23 protein-coding genes are annotated in these 25,361 nt (G+C 63.8%); 14 read left to right on the top strand and 9 right to left on the bottom strand.

What is annotated here, in order from left to right:
• The first annotated feature begins 54 nt into the window (after positions 1 to 54).
• From L7H23_RS02200 to L7H23_RS02170, 7 genes are read left to right on the top strand one after another with little or no spacing between them, the layout of a single operon-like run.
• Positions 55 to 1,917, top strand: coding sequence for a 2-oxoacid:acceptor oxidoreductase subunit alpha (locus L7H23_RS02200; RefSeq protein ID WP_237837729.1), 1,863 nt, complete (start codon positions 55 to 57; stop codon positions 1,915 to 1,917).
• Entirely contained in the window at positions 1,914 to 2,951 is a 1,038-nt protein-coding gene (locus L7H23_RS02195) for a 2-oxoacid:ferredoxin oxidoreductase subunit beta (RefSeq protein ID WP_237837728.1), read from the top strand. Before L7H23_RS02200 ends, L7H23_RS02195 begins: the two co-directional genes overlap by 4 nt.
• 41 nt (positions 2,952 to 2,992) lie before the next feature.
• Positions 2,993 to 3,952 (top strand): hypothetical protein, encoded by a 960-nt coding sequence (locus tag L7H23_RS02190; RefSeq protein WP_237837727.1) that lies wholly within the window; start codon positions 2,993 to 2,995, stop codon positions 3,950 to 3,952.
• A 29-nt stretch (positions 3,953 to 3,981) separates the two neighbouring features.
• On the top strand, positions 3,982 to 4,935 hold the full coding sequence (locus L7H23_RS02185; RefSeq protein WP_237837726.1) for a metal-dependent hydrolase: 954 nt from the start codon (positions 3,982 to 3,984) through the stop codon (positions 4,933 to 4,935).
• A complete protein-coding gene (locus tag L7H23_RS02180) occupies positions 4,932 to 6,317 on the top strand; it encodes a deoxyribodipyrimidine photo-lyase (protein WP_237837725.1) in 1,386 nt (461 codons plus the stop codon). The genes L7H23_RS02185 and L7H23_RS02180 overlap by 4 nt, the downstream gene beginning before the upstream one ends.
• Before the next feature lie 35 nt (positions 6,318 to 6,352).
• Complete coding sequence (locus tag L7H23_RS02175; RefSeq protein WP_237837724.1) at positions 6,353 to 7,633, top strand: cyclopropane-fatty-acyl-phospholipid synthase family protein; 1,281 nt, start codon at positions 6,353 to 6,355, stop codon at positions 7,631 to 7,633.
• Between the two features lie 19 nt (positions 7,634 to 7,652).
• Positions 7,653 to 8,822, top strand: a complete 1,170-nt coding sequence (locus L7H23_RS02170) for a serine hydrolase (RefSeq protein WP_237837723.1) — start codon at positions 7,653 to 7,655, stop codon at positions 8,820 to 8,822.
• A 3-nt stretch (positions 8,823 to 8,825) separates the two neighbouring features.
• Here the strand turns inward: L7H23_RS02170 and L7H23_RS02165 are convergent, their stop codons facing one another.
• From L7H23_RS02165 to purF, 3 genes are read right to left on the bottom strand one after another with little or no spacing between them, the layout of a single operon-like run.
• Positions 8,826 to 9,215 (bottom strand): hypothetical protein, encoded by a 390-nt coding sequence (locus L7H23_RS02165; RefSeq protein WP_237837722.1) that lies wholly within the window; start codon positions 9,213 to 9,215, stop codon positions 8,826 to 8,828.
• Positions 9,216 to 9,275: 60 nt separating this feature from the next.
• Complete coding sequence (locus L7H23_RS02160; protein WP_237837721.1) at positions 9,276 to 10,004, bottom strand: SDR family NAD(P)-dependent oxidoreductase; 729 nt, start codon at positions 10,002 to 10,004, stop codon at positions 9,276 to 9,278.
• A 10-nt stretch (positions 10,005 to 10,014) separates the two neighbouring features.
• Positions 10,015 to 11,472, bottom strand: a complete 1,458-nt coding sequence (gene purF / locus L7H23_RS02155) for an amidophosphoribosyltransferase (protein WP_237837720.1) — start codon at positions 11,470 to 11,472, stop codon at positions 10,015 to 10,017.
• A gap of 142 nt (positions 11,473 to 11,614) precedes the next feature.
• Here purF and hisI point away from each other — a divergent pair, with 142 nt between their 5' ends.
• The 6 genes from hisI to L7H23_RS02125 all read left to right on the top strand — a co-directional run bounded on the left by hisI (position 11,615) and on the right by L7H23_RS02125 (position 17,478).
• Positions 11,615 to 11,989: a phosphoribosyl-AMP cyclohydrolase gene (gene hisI, locus L7H23_RS02150; RefSeq protein WP_237837719.1), complete on the top strand. Its 375-nt coding sequence runs from the start codon at positions 11,615 to 11,617 to the stop codon at positions 11,987 to 11,989.
• A gap of 73 nt (positions 11,990 to 12,062) precedes the next feature.
• Positions 12,063 to 12,515: a hypothetical protein gene (locus tag L7H23_RS02145; protein WP_237837718.1), complete on the top strand. Its 453-nt coding sequence runs from the start codon at positions 12,063 to 12,065 to the stop codon at positions 12,513 to 12,515.
• A 65-nt stretch (positions 12,516 to 12,580) separates the two neighbouring features.
• Positions 12,581 to 13,012, top strand: coding sequence for a MerR family DNA-binding transcriptional regulator (locus tag L7H23_RS02140; protein WP_237837717.1), 432 nt, complete (start codon positions 12,581 to 12,583; stop codon positions 13,010 to 13,012).
• Between the two features lie 65 nt (positions 13,013 to 13,077).
• Positions 13,078 to 14,880, top strand: coding sequence for an acyl-CoA dehydrogenase C-terminal domain-containing protein (locus L7H23_RS02135; protein WP_237837716.1), 1,803 nt, complete (start codon positions 13,078 to 13,080; stop codon positions 14,878 to 14,880).
• A gap of 45 nt (positions 14,881 to 14,925) precedes the next feature.
• A complete protein-coding gene (locus tag L7H23_RS02130; protein ID WP_237837715.1) occupies positions 14,926 to 16,413 on the top strand; it encodes a phospholipase D-like domain-containing protein in 1,488 nt (495 codons plus the stop codon).
• Between the two features lie 57 nt (positions 16,414 to 16,470).
• Positions 16,471 to 17,478 (top strand): TIR domain-containing protein, encoded by a 1,008-nt coding sequence (locus L7H23_RS02125; protein ID WP_237837714.1) that lies wholly within the window; start codon positions 16,471 to 16,473, stop codon positions 17,476 to 17,478.
• On the opposite strand, the gene L7H23_RS02120 is transcribed toward L7H23_RS02125, so the two are convergent.
• The 6 genes from L7H23_RS02120 to L7H23_RS02095 are packed head-to-tail and all read right to left on the bottom strand — an operon-like array spanning position 17,479 to position 23,112.
• Positions 17,479 to 18,330: a CoA ester lyase gene (locus tag L7H23_RS02120; protein ID WP_237837713.1), complete on the bottom strand. Its 852-nt coding sequence runs from the start codon at positions 18,328 to 18,330 to the stop codon at positions 17,479 to 17,481.
• Positions 18,330 to 18,782, bottom strand: a complete 453-nt coding sequence (locus L7H23_RS02115) for a MaoC family dehydratase (RefSeq protein ID WP_217373401.1) — start codon at positions 18,780 to 18,782, stop codon at positions 18,330 to 18,332. Before L7H23_RS02115 ends, L7H23_RS02120 begins: the two co-directional genes overlap by 1 nt.
• 2 nt (positions 18,783 to 18,784) lie before the next feature.
• Complete coding sequence (locus L7H23_RS02110; protein WP_237837712.1) at positions 18,785 to 19,243, bottom strand: GNAT family N-acetyltransferase; 459 nt, start codon at positions 19,241 to 19,243, stop codon at positions 18,785 to 18,787.
• The gene (locus L7H23_RS02105) at positions 19,240 to 21,078 is read right to left on the bottom strand and encodes an acetyl/propionyl/methylcrotonyl-CoA carboxylase subunit alpha (RefSeq protein WP_237837711.1); all 1,839 of its coding nucleotides are present in this window, start codon (positions 21,076 to 21,078) and stop codon (positions 19,240 to 19,242) included. The genes L7H23_RS02110 and L7H23_RS02105 overlap by 4 nt, the downstream gene beginning before the upstream one ends.
• 2 nt (positions 21,079 to 21,080) lie before the next feature.
• Entirely contained in the window at positions 21,081 to 21,509 is a 429-nt protein-coding gene (locus L7H23_RS02100; RefSeq protein WP_237837710.1) for a hypothetical protein, read from the bottom strand.
• A gap of 4 nt (positions 21,510 to 21,513) precedes the next feature.
• A complete protein-coding gene (locus L7H23_RS02095) occupies positions 21,514 to 23,112 on the bottom strand; it encodes a carboxyl transferase domain-containing protein (RefSeq protein WP_237837709.1) in 1,599 nt (532 codons plus the stop codon).
• Between the two features lie 146 nt (positions 23,113 to 23,258).
• Between L7H23_RS02095 and L7H23_RS02090 the strand changes: the two genes are divergently transcribed.
• The gene (locus tag L7H23_RS02090) at positions 23,259 to 25,343 is read left to right on the top strand and encodes a M13 family metallopeptidase (RefSeq protein WP_237837708.1); all 2,085 of its coding nucleotides are present in this window, start codon (positions 23,259 to 23,261) and stop codon (positions 25,341 to 25,343) included.
• The last annotated feature ends 18 nt before the right edge of the window (positions 25,344 to 25,361 follow it).

Genomic DNA, 25,361 nt, shown 5'->3' with positions numbered 1-25,361 from the left:
CACAGGCCTAGGCCACAGTCACAGGTTCGCAAAATTCAAAGGCAGATACAGAAAATGGCGACAGCGGTAGAGGACCGGGCCGACAATCGGCAGTCCCCCCTTTCGGACGCAGTGGTAGTCAGATTTGCAGGCGACAGCGGCGACGGGATGCAGCTGACCGGCGGTCAGTTCACCTTGTCCTCGGCGCTTGCGGGTAACGACTTCGCGACCTTCCCGGATTTCCCGGCGGAGATCCGGGCGCCGCAGGGAACGCTGTTCGGCGTTTCGGCTTTCCAGATCAATTTCGGCTCGTCGGCCATCGAGACCGCGGGCGACGCGCCCGACGTTCTGGTTGCGATGAACCCGGCGGCGCTCAAGACGAACGTGCCGCAGCTGAAGCAGGGCGGGCTGATCATCGCCGACGAGGGCGAGTTCAACGATCGCAACCTCGCCAAGGCGAAATACGACACCAATCCCCTCGAGGACGACAGCCTCGCCAAATGGCAGCTCCTGAAGCTCAATATCAGCCAGCTGACGATGGATGCGGTGAAGCCCTTCGGTCTCGGCAACAAGGAAGCGCTGCGCTGCAAGAACATGTGGACGCTGGGGCTCGCGCTCTGGATGTTCGACCGCGACCGGCAGCCGCTGATCGACTGGCTGAACGGCAAGTTCGCGAAGGATCCCAACCTTGCTGCCGCCAACGTTGCGGCGCTGAATGCCGGCCACGCCTATGGCGAGACCGCCGAACTCGCGGGTCCGCTCAAGCAGCATCATGTCGATCCCGCGCCGGTTGCGCCCGGCCTCTATCGTACGCTGACCGGCGCAGAGGGCATCGCGCTTGGCCTCGTGGCGGGTGCGCAGCTTGCGAAGCTGCCGATGTTCTTCGGTGGCTATCCGATCACACCTGCATCGGCGATCCTGCATCACCTCTCGCGGCTCAAGGAATATGACGTCACGACCTTCCAGGCCGAAGACGAGATCGCGGCGATCTGCTCGGCGATCGGGGCAAGCTATGGCGGTTCGTTGGGTGTTACCAGCTCGTCGGGGCCCGGCATCGCGCTGAAGGGCGAGGCCATGGGCCTTGCGATCATGACCGAATTGCCGCTCGTCATCGTCAATTCGCAGCGTGGCGGCCCCTCGACGGGGCTGCCGACCAAGACCGAACAGTCGGACCTTTATCAGGCGGTCTATGGCCGCAACGGTGATGCGCCGATGCCGGTCATTTCGGCACGGTCACCCGGTGACGCGTTTGAATGCGCGATCGAGGCGGTGCGGATCGCGGTGCAGTACATGACCCCGGTAATGCTGCTCACCGACGGCTATATCGCCAATGCCGCCGAACCATGGGCAGTGCCCGATCTCGCGACCTATGACGCCTTCCCGGTCGAATTCCTGACCGAAGTTCCCGAAGGCGGTTTCAAGCCATATGGTCGTGATGAAAATCTCAAGCGTCCGTGGGTCAAACCCGGCACGCCCGGCTTGCTCCACCGTATCGGCGGGATCGAGAAGGAAATCGACACCGGCCACATCAACTATTCGCCGGCCAACCATCAGGCGATGACCGATATCCGCAAGGACAAGATCGACGGCATCAAGGTGCCCGACCAGATCGTCGAACTCGGTGCCGAGGGCGGCAAGCTCGCGGTCGTCGGCTGGGGCTCGACCTTCGGCCCGATCCATCAGGCGGTGCGCCGTAAGCGCGCCGAGGGCAAGGATGTCAGCCACGTCCACATCCGACACATCTGGCCGCTGCCGGCCAATCTCGGCGAGTTGCTCAAGAGCTTCGACCGGGTGATCGTGCCCGAAATGAACACCGGGCAGCTCAAGACCGTGCTGCGCGACCAGTATCTGGTCGACGCCAAGCCCGTGAACAAGGTGTCGGGCCAGCCCTTCACCATCGCCGAAATCGAAGCCGCCATCGAAGGAGCGCTCGCATGAACGAGATGACCACCATCGCGCGCACCACGACGCTCAAGGATTGGGAAACCGATCAGGAAGTCCGCTGGTGCCCGGGCTGCGGCGACTATGCGATCCTGAAGGCGGTGCAGCGCACGATGCCCGAAATCGGCACGGCGCCCGAGAATACCGTGTTCATCAGCGGCATCGGCTGCTCGTCGCGCTTCCCCTATTATATGGAAACCTATGGCTTCCATACGATCCACGGCCGCGCGCCCGCGTTCGCCACGGGGCTGAAGCTTGCCAACCCGAACCTCGACATCTGGATCGTCACCGGCGACGGCGACGGGCTGTCGATCGGCGGCAACCACACGATGCACCTGATCCGCCGCAATCTCGATTGCCAGATCATGCTGTTCAACAACGAGATCTATGGCCTGACCAAAGGGCAGTACTCGCCTACCAGCCGCGTCGGGACGACCAGCCCGTCGACGCCCTATGGCTCGGTCGATCGCCCGGCGCAGCCCGCGGCGTTTGCGCTTGGCGCCGGGGCACGCTTCGTCGCGCGCGGCTTTGACGTGTCGAAGGAACTGCCGAACGTGCTGAAGGCGGCGCATGCCCACAAGGGTGCGGCCTTCATCGAGATTTTCCAGAACTGCATCGTCTACAACAAGGATGTGTTCGAGGATTTCGCAGCGCCGAAGGGTGCCGAGGACCGTCAGCTCTGGCTGAAGCAGGGTGAGCCGATGCTCTATGCCAAGGGCACCAAGGGCATCGCGCTCGACGCAGAAGAGCTTCACCTGAAGACGGTCGACGTCGTCGACGGCGACTGGGAAGCTGCGGGTGTGATCGTCCATGATGTGACGAATCGCAGCGTCGCGCATATGCTCGTCGAGATGCGCTTCGGCGAGTTCCCGATGGCGCTGGGCGTGCTCTATGACGACCCGCGCCCGACCTTCGAGGCCGACGTCGTCCGCCAGAACAAGGCGGCGGCCGAAGGCAAGACGGCGAACCTCCAGAACCTGCTGAAAAAGGGGCAAACCTGGACGGTGACCGAAGGCGGTCCCGAACTGTGAGGCCAGGGCGGGCAAAGCTGACGCTTTGCTCCGCCGCTCTTTTGATGTTCGCCGCGCCATCATCGGGTGCGCAGCAAGCTCCGGCCCCGCGCCAGTCCTATTCGCTCGTCGTGGCGCAGGCGGTGGATTCGGCTCAGTCGACGATTGCGCTGCCTTGTCCGGAGGCAACGGTTTGCGTCGACAATCTGTCGTTCGGATCTTTCATCCAGGGGAGGACGTTGGCCGGACCCGAAGTGGGCGAGAAATTCGGTGCGGCGATTGCCACCCACCTGCGGCTTCGCGATCAGCCAATGATGATGATTGTCGAAAACCGGGAGGACGGCAGCAAATATGTGCGGGCCTTCATGCGCGCGTCGCAAAGCGGCGGGCGCGCCTGCATGAGCCGGCTCGAGTTCGAACCGCTCGACTTTCACCCGACCGGTGCCGACATCGCCGTCGACGATAATCAAATATGCGCGGCCACGCCGCCCGTCGTCTCCTCGACGAGGACGATCGCGGTGCCTGCATCTGCGATCGGCTCCGCCGATCTCCGGAAACCGGAAGATGGCGCACGCTTTACACTTGAACCCGAAGGCAGTTCGGGACCCGTCATTCTTGCGCTGATCGAGACGGAGCGCGGCTATCCGAACGGCGACTGGTATTGCGAGCCTGACCCCGATCCGGAAAGCATCTGTCTGGGTGCCAGCATCGTGATCCACCCGGGGGCCGTTGTGCGCGAATATGGTGGAAGCGCCAATGTCGACCCCGACTGGCGCGCCGCCAAATTCAAGCAGATCGGTGCCCATGCGGTTCGCTGGGTCGAAGGCGGACGCTGGCTCGCGGTGATCGAGCAGACCGATGCCGATTATTATTACATCCAGTGGAAGACTGACGCGAGCAATGGTCGTTTCTGCCTGCCTCAGATGTTGGTCGACCATTATCGACTTCAGGCGAGACCTGATTTCAAGCTCAACGAGGCGGGCGATCGCTGCTATCCGGTAAGCCTGTCGGGTCGACGGTGAACCGATCGCGCGTTTCTGGGTGAGAAAATTTGGACAATCTGACGCACAGCCTCGTTGGCGCAATTCTCGGACAGATCGGGCTCAAGAAGAAAACCGGCCTTGCGATGCCGACGCTGATCATCGCGGCGAACCTGCCCGATATCGACGCCGCATGTGCGGTTTATGGCGTCGAATCGCTGTCGATGCGGCGCGGGATTACTCATGGGCCGATTGCGCTGCTCGTGCTGCCGCTGATCCTCTGGGCGCTGATGATCGCTTTCGACCGCTGGCAGGATCGGCGAGGGAAGCGGCCCGCAGGGCGCCTGCCGATCGACAAGGGCTGGCTGCTCGCGCTCGCCTATATAGGTTGTCTCAGCCACCCGGCGCTCGACTGGCTCAACAATTACGGCGTTCGCCTGCTCGAACCATTCAGCCATCGCTGGTTTTATGGCGATACGCTGTTCATCATCGACCTGTGGATATGGCTGGCGCTCGGCGTGTCGGTGTGGCTGTCGTTGCGCCGTGAACGGCAGGGAGGTGCGAACTGGACGCGCCCGGCGTGGATCGGCTTCACTGCCGTCTGCGCCTACATTTTCGCGAATGGTCTGATCACCGGCGCGGCGGAGCGCACAACTACTGCGGCGCTGATCGCCAGCGGGCACAAGGACCCGCTCGTCGTCGCGAGCCCGCCGCCGCTTGCCTTCTGGACGCGCGACGTCTTCTGGCGCGACGCTGATCGTTACGGCAGCGGGTCCTTCACGCCGGGCGTAGGGGGCAATCTGGATATCAGCGGTAAACCGACGGGAATGGACGATCCGCGCGTTGCGCTATGGAGCAAGGGCGACCCCGCTGCACGTGCTTTCCTGTTCTGGACACGGATGCCGGTCCTCGAACCCGATGGTGACGCGATCGTGCTGCGCGACCAGCGCTACATGCAACCTTTGGCGCGTGACCGCTTTACCGTTCGTGTGACGAAGCCTGACACCGCAAGCCCATCCGAATGATCGCGCCGACGATCGTCTGGTTTCGCCGCGACCTTCGCCTGTCGGATCAGGCCGCGCTTGCAGCGGCCGCAGCGGCGGGTCCGGTCGTCCCGGTCTATATCCTCGACGATGAAACGCCGAAGCATCGCGCAATGGGCGCGGCATCGCGCTGGTGGCTGCATCATAGCCTCGCCAGTCTCGATGAAAGCCTGCGCGAGAAGGGATCACGGCTGATTCTACGTCGCGGCAAATGCGATGAACAACTGGCTGACATCGCAAGGGAAACGGGCGCAACGCAGGTGCATTGCCTCCGCCACTATGAGCCGTGGTGGCGCAATGCCGAGCGTGCGGTCGCAAAGCAACTCGATCTCGTCTGCCACGACGGTAATTATCTCGCGCCGCCGGGGGCGGTGACGACGGGCAGCGGCGGACTCTACAAGATCTACACGCCCTTCTGGCGCGCATTGAAGGAACGGATGCCGCCTTCCGCTGCAACCAACCGGCCTCGCAAGATCGAGGTCCCCGAAAAATGGCCAAAATCGGACAGTCTCGTCGACTGGGATCTGCTCCCGTCGAACCCGGATTGGGCCAAGGGCTTCGCCGCCGAATGGACGCCGGGCGAGGCGGGTGCCCGCGAACGCGTCACCGATTTCGTCGACGGAGCGCCCGACTATGACAGGCGCCGCAATCTGCCGTCAGAAGAGGGAAGTTCGCGCCTGTCGCCGCACCTGCATTTCGGGGAAGTGTCGCCTGCCCATATCTGGCACCGCCTTGCGGATGCTGGGGGCTCGGTCGACGTCTTTCTCTCCGAAGTCGGTTGGCGCGACTATGCGCAGAATATCATCCTGCAATTTCCGGATTATGGCGGTCGAAGCGCACGCGAGGGCTTCGATCATATGCCGTGGCGCACGGGAAGGCAGGCTGACGACGACCTGAAACGCTGGCAGCGCGGACAGACCGGCTATCCGATCGTCGATGCCGGGATGCGCCAGCTCTGGGCAACCGGCTGGATGCACAATCGGGTGCGCATGATAGCGGCCAGTTTCCTCATCAAGCATCTGCTGATTGATTGGCGCCAAGGCGAACAATGGTTCTGGGATACGCTGGTCGACGCCGACTATGGCAACAACAGCGTCAACTGGCAGTGGGTCGCGGGGACCGGCGTCGACTCGAACATGTTCCCGCGCATCATGGCGCCCCTGACGCAGTCGGAGAAGTTCGAGGCGGCGGACTATATTCGCGACTGGGTGCCTGAACTCGCCCATCTCGACGACCGGGCAATCCACGATCCCGATGAGGCTGGCCGGCGGCCCGATACCTATCCTGCGAAAATCATTGGGCATCGCGAGGCCCGCGCCCGCGCGCTCGCGGCGTATGACGTCATGAAGGCGCACGACAACTGATTGTCAGAGCGCCGCATTTGCGGCAGGACGTGGGTATGAACACGCATGTCAGTCCCCGCCGCGGCAAGGAGTTGCTACGCGCAGACCGGGCCTTCCGCTCGGGCGGGGGGCTTGCGCGACTCATGGCGCGCCTGCCCGAAGGCTTCTTCCACGGCCAGCTCGACAAGATCGACAATGGTCTCGCGTTCGGCACGCTCGAAGGGCATCTGCCCGACGGCAGCGTGCGCATCCTCGGCGGCCGCGGGAAGGGGCCGACTGCGGTCGTCCATCTTCACCATTGGGCGGCGCTGGTCCGGCTCGCGCTATCGGGTTCCGTGGGCTGGTATCGTGCGTGGGAAGCCGGCGAATGGTCCTCGCCGGACCCCGTTCCGCTGTTCGACCTTTTCATGCGGAACGGCGAGACGCTGGGCAATGCCGGGCGCTCGCGCGGGCCGCTGCGCTGGCTGAACCGGTTGTCGCACTTTCTGAACCGGAACAGCCGGGCCGGCGCGCGCCGCAACATCCATGCGCACTATGATCTTGGCAACGACTTCTACCGCCTCTGGCTCGATAGCGGGATGAATTATTCGAGCGCGCTTTTCACCGATGCCGGCATGACGATCGAGGAAGCGCAGACAGCGAAGCTGGACGCGGTTCTCGACCGGCTGGATCTCCGGTCGGGCAGCCGCCTGCTCGAAATCGGTTGCGGCTGGGGGGCGCTTGCCGAGCGTGCCGTCGAGCGGCATGACGTTCTTTATACCGGCATAACGCTCTCGCCCGCGCAGGCCGAAATAGCGCAGGGGCGGCTGGAGGAAACCGACCTTACCGGACGTTCCCGGATCGAGCTTTGCGACTATCGCGATGCGCGCGGCCCCTATGACGCGATTGCCAGCGTCGAGATGGTCGAGGCGGTGGGGCAGGCCTATTGGCCCGCCTATCTCGACACGATCGCACACCTGCTCCGACCCGGCGGCCGCGCGGCGATCCAGTATATCCTGATCAGCGATGCGCTGTTCGAACGCTATGCGGCGAGTACCGACTTCATCCAGGCCTATATCTTTCCGGGCGGCTGCCTGATCTCCGAAAGCCGTTTCAGGGCTCTGGCCGAGGAGCGCGGGCTTACGTGGCGCGATGTGCGGCGTTTCGGCGGCTGTTATGCGGAGACGCTCCGCCAATGGCGCGAACGCTTTGATGCGGCTGTAGCCGCAAACCGGCTTCCGGCGGGCTTCGACGATCGTTTCGTGCGCCTGTGGCGCTATTATCTGCAATATTGCGAAGGCGGTTTCCGTGGCGGCGGCATCGACGTCGCACAGGTTACACTCGAAAAGACTGCCTGAAAACGGAGGGGAAAGGTTCATGCGAAGATTTCTGGCGGCCGCGCTACTCTGCGCGGCTGCGGGCAGCGTTCCCGCAACCTCGCAGACGACCGACACTTTGCCAAAGGATCTGAATGTGCTGTTCTGGAGCCAGGACCAACGCGATACCGCTTTCCGTACGATGGAGACCGTTCCCAAGGTTGTCGTCAACACGATCAGGGCAGGAGGGGCCGTCTATCCGCTGCCGCAGGGGGCGCCGATCGACCTCGGCCTCGATATCGACGCACATATGGCGAAACAGCGCAACGCCGGGCTTATCATCGTCCAGGACGGCAAGATCCGGCTCGAGAAATATGCGCTCGGCTATGACGCTGCGGGGCGCTGGACGAGTTTTTCGGTTGCGAAGAGCTTTACCTCGACGCTCGTCGGCGCAGCGGTGAAGGACGGCTATATCAAGAGCCTCGACGACAAGGTCACGGCCTATATTCCGGGCCTCAAGGGCTCCGCCTATGACGATGTCAGCGTTCGCCAGCTGTTGACGATGACCTCGGGCGTCAAATGGAACGAGGATTATACCGACCCCAAGTCCGACGTCGCGCAGTTCAACCTGCAAAAGCCGGTCGCAGGCGAGGATGTAACGGTCAGCTATATGAAGACCTTGCCGCGCGAAGCGCCCGCAGGGTCGAAGTGGGTCTACAAGACCGGCGAGACGAACCTGATCGGCGTCCTCGTGTCCAGCGCGACGGGCAAGACGCTGTCCGAATATCTGTCCGAAAAGGTCTGGAAGCCCTTCGGCATGGAGCAGGATGCGGTGTGGATGCTCGGCCCGACGGGGCATGAGATCAGCGGCTGCTGCATTTCGGCGAGCCTGAGGGATTACGCGCGCCTCGGCCAGTTCATCCTGAACGGCGGCGTTGCCGGCGGGCAGAAGGTCCTGCCCGACGATTGGCTTACGTCCGCGACCACCAAACAGGCCGACATCGACCTTCCGGGACGCGGTTACGGCTATCAATGGTGGACGAACGACGATGGCAGCTTTGCCGCGCAGGGCATTTTCGGGCAGGGGATTTTCATCGATCCGAAGCGCAAGCTGATCATCGCCTCGAACGGCAACTGGCCCACCGCAACCGATCCCGAGGGCGTCGGCAAGGCGCGCGAAGCGTTCTACAAGGCCGTGCAGGCGGCCGTGGACAGGGAAGCCGGAAAGTAGGGCTCAGGCGGCGGGCGCCGTGCCCGCCGCCCGCTGTGCGGCCCATGCCGCGATCAGCGGAACGACGACGCCGAGCGCCATGATCCACCATGTGTCCGAGTAATCGGCCGCACTATAGACCGCGGCGCCGATCACCGCACCGGCCACGATCCAGCCGGGTCCGCTGCCGTTCGAAACGCGCATCGCGAGCCATGCTCCGCCGAAGGTTCCGACGAACCAGCCGACGATCAGCGCGATCGTCGACCCCAGCGGAATCAGGATTTCGCCCGTATCGACATCGAATTCGGCAGGCGCGATCTCGCTACCGGCATATTGGGCAAGCCAAAGCAGGACGAAGGCGACCAGGATTCCGGCCACGGCTGCAATCGCAGATCGCACGATATTGCTCTTCATTCCTGTACCTTTGCCAACGCGATTCATGCCCGCAATTGGCACAGATATGCAAAGAACGGGTTAAGCGTCCACCATCACCTTGGGCAGCGCATGGAATGCGGTGCTGTCGAAGCCTTCGACCATCAGCTTCGCGACATACTCGCCAACCGCCTCCGGATCCTTGATGCTCTGCGGATCCTCGCCCGGATAGGCGCGCGCGCGCATCTGGGTGCGCGTGCCGCCGGGGTCGAGAATCGCGGTCCGTACGGTCGAGATGTTGCGCATCTCGGCGCCATAGCTCGTCACCAGCGTTTCGAACGCCGCTTTCGAGGCGGCATAGGCGCCCCAATAGGCACGCGGTTCGCGAGCGACGCTCGTCGAGAGCGCCAGAAGGCGGCCGCTGTCCGAACGGCGGAGCAGCGGGTCGAAATTGGCGATCAACGCCTGCTGCGCGATCAGGTTCAGCGTCAGCAGCCTGTTGAATTCCTTGCCGTCGATCGCGGCGACGGGGGTCAGCGTGCCGAGCATCGCCGCATTGAGCACAAGCATGTCGAGCTTTTGCCACCGCTCGGCCATTGCGCTCGCCAGGCGCGCGATGCTGTCGCCGTCGGTCAGGTCCAGCGGCGCGATCGTGGCGCTGCCACCGGCGTTGTGGATGCGGTCTTCAAGTTCCTCGAGCCCGCCAGCGGTACGCGCCGTGATCACCACATGGGCGCCGCGTGTCGCGAGCGAATAGGCGATCGCCTCGCCAATTCCGCGGCTCGCGCCCGTAACGAGGGCAACCTGGCCCGCAAGGTATTCAGAAATCATGGTCATGTCGTCAGACAACCCGCTCGGCCAGCAACGAAAACTGATCGTCGACGCTATTCTCGTCGAAGTCGGTCAGTGTCGTCGGATAATCGCCCGTGAAGCAGGCGTCGCAATATTGCGGCGTGCGATCGTTGCGGTCGGCCTCGCCGAGCGCGCGATACAGGCCGTCGATCGTCAGGAAGGCGAGGCTGTCGGCGTTGATGAAGTTGGCCATCTGGCCGACAGTCATCTGGGCGGCGAGCAGTTTTGCGCGTTCGGGCGTGTCGACGCCATAGAAGCAACTGTGCGAGGTCGGAGGGCTCGCGATCCGCATATGGACTTCGGCCGCGCCCGCATCGCGCATCATCTGCACGATTTTCAGGCTGGTCGTCCCGCGCACGATCGAATCGTCGATCAGGATGACGCGCTTGCCCGCGATCAGGGCGCGATTGGCATTGTGCTTCAGCTTGACGCCGAGATGGCGGACCTTGTCGCCCGGCTGGATGAAGGTGCGGCCGACATAGTGCGAGCGGATGATCCCGAGTTCGAAGGGAATACCCGATTCCTGCGCATAGCCGAGCGCAGCCGGCGTGCCCGAATCGGGAACGGGAATGACGAGATCGGCTTCGACGGGATTCTCGCGAGCGAGTTCGGCGCCGATTGCCTTGCGTACCGAATAGACGCTCGTGCCCTCGACGATCGAATCGGGGCGCGAGAAATAGACATATTCGAAGATGCACGGCCGCGGATCGCGTTCGCCGAAGGGGCGGTGCGAGGTCAGCTCGCCGTCGCGGATAATCACAAGCTCGCCGGGCTCGACCGAGCGAACAAATTCGGCACCGACAACGTCCAGCGCGACGGTTTCGGATGCCAGGATATGTGCATCGCCAAGCTTGCCGATGACCAGCGGGCGGATGCCGAGCGGATCGCGGCAGCCGATCATGCCTTCCGCGGTCAGGCAGATCAGCGAATAGGCGCCCTCGACCTGCTTCAGCGCGTCGATGAAGCGATCGAGCAGGGTCCGGTAGTTGGAGGTTGCGACGAGGTGGATGATCACCTCGGTGTCGCTGGTCGACTGGAAGATCGAGCCGCGGCGGACGAGGATTTTGCGCAGCGCCGTCGCGTTCGAGATATTGCCGTTGTGCGCAACGGCAAAGCCGCCCGTCGCGAGATCGGCGAACAGCGGCTGGACGTTGCGGAGCGCGGTTTCACCGGTCGTCGAATAGCGGACATGGCCGATCGACGATGCGCCGCCGAGCTGGCGCATGATGTCGTCGCGGTCGAAATTGCCTGCGACATGGCCCATTGCGCGATGCGTATGGAAATCCTTGCCGTCGAAGGCCGTAATGCCCGCAGCTTCCTGTCCGCGATGCTGCAGGGCGTGGAGGCCCAGCGCGACAACCGCGGCGGCGCTTTCGGCGCCGTGAATACCAAAGACGCCACACTCCTCGCGGAGCTTGTCGTCGTCGAAAGGGTGGGTCGTCAGCATGTCGTTCCGGCAGCGAGGGGCGATGACTGCGGCGCATATAGGGAGGGTTGTTCCAAATGTCGCCCCCCAACTTCACGCTTTTGTCACACGGGCGCGAGCGACGGGGTGACAGCGGCCTCAAAGCTGCTCTAAAGCGCTGCACATGGACCCGAACAGCGATGAAACCGACCGCTTCCTGCCGCGCTTCGATGCCGCGGGGCTTGTCACCGCCATCGTTACCGATGTCGACAGCGGCACGCTGTTGATGGTGGCGCATATGAACGCGGATGCGATCCGCCTGACACAGCAGACCGGATTCGCACATTTCTGGTCGCGGTCGCGTCGGTCTTTGTGGCTGAAGGGCGAAACCTCGGGTAACCGGCTGGCTCTCGCCGAGATGCGCGTCGACTGCGATCAGGACGCGTTGCTGCTTCGCGTGATGCCGGAGGGGCCGGCGTGCCACACCGGGCGTCGTTCCTGCTTTTACCGCCGCGTCGAGGCCGACGGATCGCTGACGTTCCTTGCCGACGATGCCTGACATCCGCCGCGCTCTCCTGGCAGGCGCCTTGCTTCTGACAGGATGCGAGAGGGCTGCGCCGACGCCGGGCGGCGTGGACGCCGATAATCCGCTTGAGATTGCGGCGCGCGAGCGCGGGGTTGTGCGCCCCGACACGGCAACGCCAACGGGTGTGTTCGAACGCACGCATGATCTGGGCCGCGACGCGATGTGCGCGACACCCGACGGGGCCGGGCAGTGGAAGTTTGCGCTGACGGCATCCTATGGGCCCGGCCTGTCGTGTACGGCGAGCGGCACGATCGTGCGCGACGGCGACGCCTGGCGGATGCGCTTCGCCGGTGCCGACGGCTGCGAGGCGCTGGTTCGCGAGGAAGAGGACGAATTGCGCCTGCCGGGCCGCCTTCCGTCGCAGTGCGACAACCTCTGTCCGGCGCGCGCCTCGCTCTCCGGCCTGTTCCTGCCGCGCGCAAGCTGGTCGGAGGAGGACGCGAAACGCTTGCAGATGCGCGACAGGCGGGGCAATGTGACGCAACCCTGTGGTGGCTGACACCGAAGATTCACGTAACAACGGCCAGCCTTGACGTTCACGTCAACGGAAACTATTCTCGCGCGATGACCGAAGAATACGGCCACGCCCATATCGATACGCCCGATCACCTCGGCCGCGATCAGTTCAGCATCACCGACCTTTCGACCGAATTCGGCGTGACCGCCCGCGCGCTTCGCTTCTACGAGGACGAAGGGCTGATCAGCCCTTCGCGCAAAGGCCTGTCGCGCATCTATTCGAAGCGCGATCGCGCGCGGCTCGCCTGGATCTTGCGTGCAAAGCGTACCGGCTTCAGCCTTGCCGACATTCGCGAAATGATCGATCTTTACGACGTCGGTGACGGTCGCAAGTTGCAGCGTCAGGTGACGATCGAAAAATGCCAGCAGCGTATCAGCCTGCTTCAGCGCCAGCGCGACGACATCGACAGCGCTGTCGAGGAACTGACACGCTTCATCGATACGGTGAAAAAGGTCGACGCTGGCCAAAAAGTGCGCTGAGCTTCGGCATCAGGCCTCCCCGGGCGAGATTATTTGCCAACCCCTGTTTTCCGGAAAGATGAGTCATGCCTGCTTACCGCGCCCCCGTCCAGGATACGCTGTTCCTGATCAACGACGTTCTCGGGATCGAACGCTATTCGAACCTGCCCGGTTTTGCGAACGCGTCCCCCGATATGGTCGAAGCCGTGCTGACCGAAGCCGGAAAATTCTGCGAGGAAGTGCTGTTCCCGATCAATTACTCGGGCGATCAGGAAGGTTGCACGCGTCACGACGACGGTTCGGTGACGACGCCGAAGGGCTTCAGGGAAGCCTATAAGGCCTATTGCGACGCCGGCTGGACGCTGCTGACCCAGCCCGAGGAATTCGGCGGGCAGGGGCTGCCTCACGTTATCGGCTTCCCGGTCGAGGAATATCGGATGGCCGCGAATCAGGCTTTTTCAATGTACCCGGGTCTGACGCAGGCCGCGGTCGCCGCTATTCTGGTCAAGGGTTCGGACGAGCAGAAGGCGACCTATGCGCCGCGCATGATCTCGGGCGAGTGGGGCGGGACGATGAACCTCACCGAGCCGCATTGCGGCACCGACCTCGGTCTCATCCGCACCCGCGCGGTGCCGAACGCCGACGGCAGCTATGGCATAACGGGCACCAAGATTTTCATCTCGTCGGGCGAGCACGACCTGACCGACAACATCATTCATCTCGTGCTCGCGAAAACCCCCGACGCGCCCGACAGCGTCAAGGGCATCTCGCTCTTCATCGTCCCGAAGTTCCTCGTGAACGAGGACGGTTCGCTCGGCGAACGCAACACGCTCCAGTGCGGCTCGATCGAGCACAAGATGGGCATCCACGCCAATTCGACCTGCGTCATGAACTATGACGGCGCGAAGGGCTGGATGGTCGGCGAGGAGAACAAGGGCCTTGCTGCGATGTTCGTCATGATGAACGCCGCGCGCCTCGGCGTGGGCATCCAGGGCCTCGGTCAGGCAGACATCGCGTTCCAAAACGCCGTCCAGTACGCGCAGGACCGCCGGCAGGGCCGCGCACTGACCGGGCCGCAGGATCCGCAGGAAAAGGCCGACCACCTGTTCGTCCATCCCGACGTCCGCCGCATGCTGATGGACGGCAAGGCGGTCGTCGAGGGGCTTCGCGCGCTTTGCTTGTGGGGAGCGCTGCAGGTCGATCTGGCGCACGTTGCCGAGACCGAGGAGGAGCGCCAGCGCGCCGACGATCTCGTCAGCCTGCTCACCCCGGTGATCAAGGGCTATGGCACCGACAAGGGCTATGAGGTCGCGACCAACGCGCAGCAGGTCTTCGGCGGCCACGGCTATATCGAGGAACAGGGCATGTCGCAGTATGTGCGCGACGCCCGCATCACGATGATCTACGAAGGCGCGAACGGCGTGCAGGCGATGGACCTCGTCGGCCGCAAGCTCGCGCAGAACGGCGGCCGCGCGATCCAGGCCTTCTTCGCGATCATCGACGAGGAATGCGCCGCGGCGAAGGGCAACGAAGCGCTCGCCGATTTCGCGGGCCGCCTCGAAAAGGCGAACGGCGAACTCAAGGCCGCAACGATGTGGTTCATGCAGAACGGCATGGCGAACCCGAACAACATTGGCGCCGGCGCGCACCACTATATGCACATCATGGGCATCGTGGCGCTCGGCTCGATGTGGCTGATGATGGCGCAGGCGGCGCAGAAGGCGCTTGCAGAGGGACGCGGCAACAAGGATTTCCTCGAAGCCAAGATCGTCACTGCGCGCCACTTCGGCGAGCGCTTCTTCCCCGATGCCGGCGCGCTCCGCCGCAAGATCGAGGCGGGCAGCGAGGCGATGATGGAACTGACCCCCGAGCAATTCTTCGCGGCCTGACGTGAAAATCTGCAACCATCGCCGCCATCATGCGTGAAGGCGGCGATGGGGACTGACCTGACACCGATCGTCGTCGAAGGCCGCAACTGCTGGCGGATCGAACGCGCCGACAAGGCGCGGATGATCGTCGATGCCGCCGACTATTATGCGCTGCTCGAACAGCTGATGGCCGATGCGAAGGAGCGTATCCTGCTCATCGGCTGGGATTTCGATCCGCGCATCGCATTGAAACCGGACATGGACGGGAAGGGCGAGCCGCTCGGCGACTATCTGCTGCGCCTCGCAAAGAATTGCCCCGACCGCGATATTGACATCCTTCGCTGGAATTTCGGCGGGCTCAAGCAGTTCGCGATGCCGCGTATCGTCTCGATGATCGCACGCTGGAAATTGACGCGGTCGATCAGCTTCCGTCTCGACAGTGCGCATCCGGTCGGGTGCAGCCATCATCAGAAGGTCGCGGTGTTCGACGATCATCTCGCGGTCTGCGGCGGGATCGACGTCGGCTCGCGGCGCTGGGACACGCGTGATCACAGGGATGGCGATCCGCACCGCACCACGCCCGACGGCAAACCCTATATGCCGTGGCACGACAGCACGATGCTGCTCTCGGGGCCGGTCGGCAATGCCCTTGCCGACCTGGGCAATGAGCGCTGGCAGCGGGCGACGAAGAAGCCGCTCCGGGAAATCAACGGAAGTGGGGAAGGGTGGCCCGACGACCTCGAACCTGATTTCGAGGGCGTTGACGTTGCCATCTCGCGCACCCGCGCGGAATATAACGAAGCGCCGGAAATCCGCGAGATCGAACAGCTCTATCTCGACATGATCGCGGCGGCGAAGCGCTTCATCTACTTCGAGAATCAATATTTCACCTGCGGCAAGATCGCCGCGGCTATCGCCGAACGGCTCAATGAGGACGACCCGCCCGAATTCGTGATGGTGATGCCCGAGACCGCCGACGGCTGGCTCGAGCAGATGGCGATGGATGCCGCGCGCGTGCAACTGGTCCGCGCAATCGCGAAGTCGAAGAACGGAAATCGGCTGCGGGTCTATTATCCGCGGACGAAGGGCGGCGAATCCATCTATGTTCACGCAAAGACCGCGATCGTCGACGACCGCATGATCCGCGTCGGTTCGGCGAATATGAACAACCGCTCGATGGGCCTCGACAGCGAATGCGATGTGACGATCGACACGGCGCTGCCGGCCAATCACGGCGTCGGCCCAGCGATCCGTCGTTTGCGCGAGTCCCTGATCGCCGAGCATCTCGACGTCGAGCCCGCCGAGGTCGCGCGCCGGTTCGAGGCGACCGGCTCGCTGATCGAAACGATCGAGGGGCTGCGCAATGGCGGCCGTTCACTCGAATGGCTCGACCTGGTCCCGCCGGGGCCGATGGACGAGTTCATCGCCGAGAACGAGCTGCTCGACCCGACCAGCCCCGATGCGATGTTCGAAGGGCTGACCGAGCGCGGCCTCAGAAAAAGTTGGCATCGCGGCCGCGACTGGATGCGGCGCCGGATGGGCCGCAAGCGCTGAATTGCCTGTGCGGATAATCACTTGCGGTCATGGGCTTCGCCCATATGATGACCCACGATGACGGACGCCGGACCCACGCCCATCGCCCCGAAGCGGCTTTCCGCTTTCATCAGCCATCACAGTTCGCAGGTCGATATCGCACGGCGGCTGAAAGGCCTGCTCGCCGGACAGGGGATCGACGGCTGGCTCGCCCCCGACGATATCGCGGCAGGGACCGCTTTTGATCAGGCGATCCTCGACCAGATTGCGCGCTCGGACGCGATCATTTTGCTTTTCTGCGCGCAGTCCGACCAGTCGCGTCATGTGAAACGCGAACTGATGCTGGGCGAGGATGGTCACAAGCAGATACTGCCTGTCCGGCTGGAAGACGTGCCCGCGCAGGGGCTGGCCTACTGGCTCAAGGACTATCAGTGGATCGACTGGTTCGGCGGTGAGGCGCAGGCGGTCGACAGGATCGTCGCGGCCATGACGGGCGCGCCCGAACCGGCGCGCGCCGTCGTGGCACCATCGGCGCGGCATCCGAAATACAGGCTTTCGAAACTGGCACTCGCCGTCGCTGCGATTGCGATCGTGGCGGCCGGCGCCTGGTGGGCCGTCGGACAGGGCAAAAACGACGGCGATGCGAGTGCCGAGGTCGCCGACAGCCCGATCGAACCCGGCGTCTGGACGAGCAAGCGCGAGGTGGTGAAGATTCTCTATCCCGAAGAGATTGCGCCCGAATATGAAAAGCAGTTCAAGGCGCTGCTCGAAAACGATCCCGATCCCGAAGATTGCATCACCGAAAAGGTCGCGGCCAAACCCGATGTCGAGCTGTTCGATCCCGGCCACCAGTCGTCATGCACGATCGGCTCGTTCAAGATGAACGGCGGACGGATCAGCGGCTATCTCAACTGCAAGATCGCGGGCGACGCCAACGGCAATCTGCAGGTCACCGTCCGCGGCACCTATACGCGCACCAGCATGGAGTTCGACAATGTCGTCACCATGCAGACGAGTCAGGGGATGGTCCGCTTCCGCAGCCATGAAACGCAGCGCTGGCTGCGCGGACCCGCCTGCAAGGCCTGATCAATCTGCGAGCGACAGGATGTGCTGTGCCTGCTTGAGGTGCGGCGCATCGACCATCTTGCCGTCGACCTGGAGCACCCCGACGCCGGGATTGGCGGCGAATGCGTCGACGATCGCCTGCGCGCGCTGGACCTCTTCGACGGCGGGCGTGAAGGCGGCGTTGATCGGTTCGACCTGCGAGGGATGGATCGCCATCATGCCGGTGAAGCCGTCGCGGCGCGCGCGTGCGGCGTAGGCGGCGAGCCCTGCCTCGTTCTTGATCGCAGGAAACACCGTATCGATGGCAGCGGCGCCTGCGCCATGCGCGGCGAACAGGGTGAGCGCGCGTGCGACCTCATAGGGCTGCGTATAGCTGCCGTCGTCGTTCCGGCTCGTCGTCGCGCCGATCGCGGCGGGAAGGTCCTCCGCGCCCCATGTCAGACCGATCAGCCGGTCCTTTACTTCGCGATAACTACCGAGCGTGAAGATCGCCGCAGGCGTTTCGGTCGCGATCGGCAGGATCGGTGGCAGCGAGGCGTCGCGCTCGGATTCGCTGCGCAGGATCGTGTCGAGCTGCAAGATGCTCGGGGCTCCTTCCGCTTTCGGTAGCATGATCGCGTCGGGACGCCCGCCGACGATTGCTGCGACGTCGGCAGCGGTCATATGGCCGTCGAGCGGATTGACGCGGATCAGCGTGATGACTTCACGAGTCCCCGCCAGATAGTCGGCAACCGCGGCACGCGCGGCCTCCTTGTTTGTGGGCGAAACGGAATCCTCGAGGTCGAGGATGATCGCGTCGGCGCCTGATGCGGCCGCCTTGGCGAAGCGCTCGGGGCGGTCGCCGGGAACGAAGAGAAGCGAACGCAGGCGCATCAGGCAGCCTTTCCCTTGATCAATGCCGCCCGCTCGCACTGGCATACAATCTCCCCGCGCTGATTGATACAGCGATGGAGGAAGGTGACGATCCCCGAGCCGGGTCGCGACTTCGATTCTTTCAGGCCGATCACTTCGGTTTCGGCACGCAGCGTGTCGCCGATGAACACCGGCTTCGGCATCACCAGCTTGTCATAGCCGAGGTTCGCGACGAGCGTTCCCAGTGTCGTGTCGCCGACCGACAGCCCGACCATCAGGCTGAAAGTGAAGGTGCCGTTGACGAGGATCTGGCCGAACTCGGACGCCTTTGCTGCTTCGGCATCGAGGTGCAGCGGCTGCGGGTTATGCGTCATCGTCGAAAAGAGCAGATTGTCGGTCTCGGTCACCGTACGCCGGATTTCGTGCGTGATCGTCTCGCCGATCTGCCACTCGTCGAAAAACTTGCCTGCCATCTTCAATCCCTCAAATGCAATTTCATGCCGACATGGCTCTGTACGAAGCCGAGCCGGGCGTAAAAGCGGTGCGCGTCGGTACGTTTAGCCGACGATGTGAGTTGAACCAGCTTGCAGTCGCGCGCGCGGCATTGCTCGACCGCCCACAGGATCATCCACTCGCCGAGCTTCTGGCCGCGCAGGTCGGCAGCGATGCGAACCGCCTCGATCAGTCCGCGCCAGCTTCCGGCGAAGGATAGCCCGGGCAGGAAGCTCAGCTGCATCGTCCCGACGACTCGGCCGCCCATTTCGGCCGCGATCAGATGCTGGTTCGGATCGGCGTCGATCGCCTCAAACGCCGCGAGATAGCGCGGGTCCGATGGATCGGCCTCGCGGTTCGCCGGAATCGTGTCCTCCGCAAGCATGGCGAGGATGGCGGGAAGGTCCGCCACCGTCGCGTCGCGAAGGATCAACTCGCTCACTCGGCGGCCTCGATCTTCGCGAGCAGGGCTTCGACCTGCACCTGCGCGCCGGCGGTCGCGTTGAGTTCCGCTACAACGCCGTCGAACGGCGCGGTCAGGCTATGCTCCATCTTCATCGCTTCGAGCGTCAGCAGCTTCTGGCCCTTGGTCACCTTGTCGCCTGCCGCGACATCGACCGCGATGATCTTGCCCGGCATCGGCGACAGGATCGCGCCGTCGCTCGCGCCGCCGCCGGTCCCGCCAGCGGCGCGCCAGGGCGTGAGCTGCCATACAGCGCCGCTTTCCGCGACGAGCATCGCGGGCGCGGGCTCCTCGGCGCCCGGACCGTGCAGCGTCACGTCGACGCGCTTGCCGTCGAGCAGGAAGGGCGCCGTGCGGACGTCGGGGGCGTTCAGGCGGAAGCCCGATTGCAATGATCGCGGCACCATTGCCATCGCGGCATTGGTCAGCGCGGATTCCGTCGGCATCGGCTCCGCCGTCATGCTGTCGCCGTCGCGGCCGATCAGCCCCGTGTCGACCGTGCCTGCCACGAAATCGGGATGGTCGAGCGCGGCGATCAGGAAGGCCGAGTTAGTCTTCACCGGCCAGATCGCGCTGTCCTCCAGCATCTCCGACAGCATCTCGCGCGCTTCCTCGCGGTCTTCGCCATAGGCGATGACCTTGGCGATCATCGGGTCGTAGAAGGGCGAGACCTCGGCACCTTCATAGACGCCGGTGTCGATGCGGCCGAGATGCTCGGGAAGCTGGAAGAGTTCAAGCGTACCGATCGAGGGCAGGAAGCCCTTCGACGGGTCTTCGGCATAGAGCCGCGCTTCCATCGCCCAGCCGTTGATCGCCAGTTCCTCCTGCGACAGCGGGATCGGCTCGCCCGACGCGACGCGCAACTGCCACTCGACCAGATCGACCCCGGTAATCTCCTCGGTCACCGGATGCTCGACCTGCAGGCGTGTGTTCATTTCCATGAACCAGATGCGGTCGGCGCGCAGACCTTCGCTGGCGTCGGCGATGAACTCGATCGTGCCTGCGCCGACATAGTCGACCGCCTTCGCGGCGCGCACCGCGGCGGCGCAAAGCTCGGCGCGCGTCGCTTCATCCATGCCGGGGGCAGGGGCTTCCTCGATCACCTTCTGGTGGCGGCGCTGCAGCGAGCAGTCGCGTTCGAACAGGTGCACGACATTGCCGTGCGTATCGCCGAACACCTGCACCTCGATATGGCGCGGGGTCAGGATATATTTCTCGATCAGCACATGGTCGTTGCCGAAAGACGCCGCTGCCTCGCGCTGGCACGAGGCGAGCGCGTCGGCGAAATCGGCCGCCGCGTCGACCTTGCGCATCCCCTTGCCGCCGCCGCCCGCGACCGCCTTGATCAGGACGGGATATCCGATCTGCCCGGCCTGTTCGGCAAGGAAAGCCGGGTCCTGGTTCTCGCCCATATAGCCCGGCGTCACCGGCACCCCGGCCTCCGCCATCAGCTTCTTCGCGGCATCCTTCAGGCCCATCGCGGTGATCGACGACGGCCTCGGCCCGACCCACACGAGCCCCGCATCGGCCACCGCCTGGGCAAACTCCGCGTTCTCGGACAGGAAGCCATAGCCCGGATGGATCGCGTCGGCCCCGGTTGCTTTCGCGGCGGCAATGATCTTCTCGCCGATCAGATAGCTCTCACGCGCCGGCGACGGCCCGATATGCACAGCCTCGTCGGCCTCGCGCACATGCAGCGCCTTGGCGTCGGCATCCGAATAGACCGCAACGGTCCTGATACCCATCTCGCGCGCGGTGTGGATGATGCGGCAGGCGATTTCGCCACGATTGGCGATGAGGAGGGATTGGATCATGGTCATTTCAATTTGGCTCTCATCGCAAGAAAAGTGCGGTACTTTGGTTCTTCGGCCGCAAATATCTCATCACCAGCCGCCATATACGCTCTCGTTAATTCATCCCCGGCCCGATCCAATTCTCCCTTGTCGTAGAGAACTTGCCCAAGCCGTAAGTGGATGAACGGATTTCCGAATCCGTCAGGACAATGCATTGCATATTCAAGCGCCTCTTGTGCCGAGGTTAGATAGCCGCCTAGAAATGCGGCATCACCGATTGCTCCCATCAGCCAAGTTGATGCGTTCCAATTGGACTTGGGTTCAGGAACCAGTGCCCAAGCGGCATTATATTTCTCGATGGCAGCCTCGTAGCCTCCACGCCCTGCCAGTGCATCGCCCTCGGCACTCAGCTGGCTGATTGCCTCGTGTATCTCGGAAGACAATTCCGCCATCGCATCACATCCTGAACACGCCAAACCCGCGGTCTTCGACCGGGGCGTTCAGCGTTGCGGAAAAGGCCAGCCCCAGCACATCGCGCGTCTGCGCAGGGTCGATGATGCCATCGTCCCACAGCCGCGCGGTCGCGTGATAGGGATTGCCCTCGTCCTCATATTTCTGGCGGATCGGCGCCTTGAAGGCTTCGGCCTCCTCGGGGGTCCATTTGTCGGCGTCGCGGTGGACCGTTGCCAGCACGCTCGCCGCCTGCTCGCCGCCCATCACGCTGATCCGCGCATTGGGCCAGGTGAAGAGGAAACGCGGCGAGTAAGCGCGCCCGCACATGCCGTAATTGCCCGCGCCGAAGCTGCCACCGATCAGCACGGTGATCTTCGGCACCGTCGCGGTCGCGACAGCGGTCACCAGCTTCGCGCCGTGCTTGGCAATACCCTCGGCCTCATATTTGCCGCCGACCATGAAGCCGCTGATGTTCTGGAGGAAGAGCAAGGGAATGCGCCGCTGCTGCGCGAGCTCGATGAAGTGCGCGCCCTTGACCGCGCTCTCGCTGAACAGCACGCCGTTGTTGGCGAGGATCGCGACGGGGATGCCCCAGATATGCGCGAAGCCGCACACCAGCGTGCTGCCGTAGTTCGCCTTGAACTCGTGAAACTCGCTGGCGTCGACGATCCGCGCGATCGCCTCATGCACATCGTAAGGCGCGCGGACGTCCTGCGGGATGATGCCATACAGCTCTTCGGGATCATATTTCGGCGGCCGCGGGTCCTTCATCTCGACCTTGAAGCCTTCGTCGGCGCCGAGATGGCTCACGATATCGCGCACGATCGTGAGCGCATGCTCGTCATTCTCTGCGAGATGATCAACGACGCCTGACTTCTTCGCGTGCAGATCGCCGCCGCCCAGATCCTCGGCGCTGATCTCCTCACCCGTTGCGGCCTTCACCAGCGGCGGGCCGGCGAGGAAGATCGTGCCCTGATTGCGTACGATCACCGTCTCGTCGCTCATCGCGGGCACATAGGCACCACCCGCGGTACAGCTGCCCATCACGCAGGCAATCTGCGGGATGCGCTTCGCCGACATATTCGCCTGGTTGAAGAAGATGCGGCCGAAATGGTCGCGGTCGGGAAAGACCTGATCCTGATGCGGCAGGTTCGCGCCGCCGCTGTCGACCAGATAGACGCAGGGCAGGCGGTTCGTCTCGGCAATCTCCTGCGCGCGAAGATGCTTCTTCACCGTCATCGGATAGTAGGTGCCGCCCTTCACCGTCGCGTCGTTGCAGACGATCATCGTCTGCCTGCCCGACACGCGGCCGATCCCCGCGATCATGCCGGCGCCCGGAACCTCGCCCTCATACATGTCGCCCGCCGCAAGCTGGCCGATCTCGAGGAAGGGCGAGCCGGGATCGAGCAGCCGCTCGACGCGCTCGCGCGGCAGCAACTTGCCGCGGCTCGTATGCCGCTCGCGCGACTTCTCGTTGCCGCCAAGCCCCGCTTCGGCGACACGCGCATAGAGCTCGTCGCGCAGGCCGCGATTGTGCGCAGCATTGGCGCGGAACGCGTCGCTGTCCGGATTGATCATCGTGCCAAGAACTGGTGCGCTCACGTCAAACTCTCTCCCTGATATTCACCCGGAACTACCCTGCCGTTCGTCGATTGAAAAGGAGCGCAGGCCGAAATTGGTTGGCATTGAAACCGGTTCGTCACAGGCCTATGCCCGCCACGTGCCGCCCCCAGAACAAGGTTAGTCCGATGAAAAAAGCCGTCTTTGCCATCCTGCTTTCGACCGCCGCGATCGTCGCGGGTCCCGTTGCCTGTTCGAAAGGCGACAAGGAAAGCGCCGCCTATACCGTCGGGACCGAACTCGGCATCAGCAAGACCGCGATGGACACGGCCGTGAAGCCGGGGGACGACTTCTACGCCTATGCCAACGGTAACTGGCAAAAGACGACGGCGATCCCCGCCGACCGCTCGTCGATCGGCGCCTTCTACATCGCCTTCCTCGAGACCGAGAAGCGCACCCGCGAACTGGTCGATGCGATCGTCAAGAGCGGCGGCGACCCCAAGACCGACGACGGCCGCATCGCCGATTTCTACAAGGCCTACACCAACACGAAGGCGATCGACGCCGCTGGCCTGAAGCCGGTCGAAGCCGACCTCGCGCGCTTCGCCGCGATCTCCGACAAGGCCGGCCTTTCGAAGGTCCTTGGCGAACAAACCCGCGCCGACGTCGACCCCCTCAACGCGACCGATTTCGAGACCGAGAATCTGTTCGGCATCTTCGTGACGCAGGGGCTTGCGACCCCCGGCGAGGTCATCCCCTATATGCTGCAGGGCGGCCTCGGTATGCCCGAGCGCGAATATTATCTCTCGGCCGATCCCAAAATGGCGAGCATCCGCACCGCCTATAAGAGTTATGTCGCGAAGCTTCTGACCGAGGCGGGCATCGCCGACGCCGACGTGAAGGCGGGCCGCATCTTCGACCTCGAGATGAAGATAGCGAAGGCGCATGCGAACCGCGAAGCGAGCGAGGACTTCACCAAGTCCGCAGGTGTTTGGACGAAGGCCGATTTCGCCAAAAAGGCACCCGGCATCGACTGGGATGCCTATTTCGCGGCGGCGGGCCTCGACAAGGCGGGCAAGTTCGGCGCGTATCATGCGGGCGCGATCACCGGTCTGTCGGCGCTTGTGGCGTCGGAGCCGCTTGATGCGTGGAAAGACTGGCTGACGTTCCATCAGATCAACAGCCACACCGACGTGCTGCCGACGAAGCTCGATAATGCGCACTTCGCCTTTTACGGCACGACGCTTGCGGGCACACCGGAGCAGCGCAGCCGCGACAAGCGTGCGCTCGACGCACTGAACACCGATCTCGGCGACGCGGTCGGCCGCGTCTATGCCGAGAAATATTTCCCGGCCTCGGCGAAAGCCGAAGTCGGCGACATGGTGAAGGGGATCAAGACCGCCTTCGCCAAGCGCGTCAACACGATCGACTGGATGGCACCCGAAACCAAGAAGGAAGCGATCAAGAAGGTCGAAACGATCGTCGTCGGCGTCGGTTATCCCGAAACCTGGCGCGATTACGGCAGCTACACGGTCAGCGCCGACAACGCCTATGCGAACCAGATTGCGGGGCAGAAGGCCGAATATGCGCATCAGCTCGCCAAGATCGGCAAGCCGATGGACAAGGCCGAATGGTGGATGACGCCGCAGACCGTCAACGCCGTGAACCTGCCGGTCCAGAACGCACTGAACTTCCCCGCCGCGATCCTGCAGCCGCCCTTCTTCAACGCCAAGGCCGACCCGGCGTACAATTATGGCGCGATCGGTGCCGTCATCGGCCACGAGATCAGCCACAGCTTCGACAACAATGGTGCGGCGTTCGACTCGACCGGCGCACTCCGCAACTGGTGGACCGCGGCGGATCTGGCGAAGTTCAACGCGGCCGGTGCGGCGCTGGCGGCGCAGTACGACACCTACAAGCCGTTCCCCGACCTCGCCGTGAACGGCAAGCTGACGCTCGGCGAGAATATCGCCGACGTTGCAGGCCTGCAGGCCGCCTATGATGCCTACCGCGCGTCGCTCGGCGGCAAGGAGGCGCCGGTGATCGACGGCTTCACCGGTGATCAGCGCTTCTTTATCGCCTATGCGCAGACCTGGGCGACCAAGATGCGCGACGAGGCGCTGCGCGCGCGCGTTGCGACCGACGGCCACGCGCCGGGCATGTATCGCGCGCTCACCGTCCGCAATCTCGACGCATGGTACAAGGCGTTCGACGTCAAGGAAGGCGACAAGCTCTACCTCGCGCCCGACAAGCGCGTGCGCGTCTGGGGCTGACAGGGGAACGGGGCGGCC

This window comes from Sphingopyxis sp. BSN-002, assembly GCF_022024275.1.
Lineage (GTDB): Bacteria > Pseudomonadota > Alphaproteobacteria > Sphingomonadales > Sphingomonadaceae > Sphingopyxis.
Note: the sequence above shows the minus strand (reverse complement) of the source record. Positions and strands in the feature narration are given on the sequence as shown.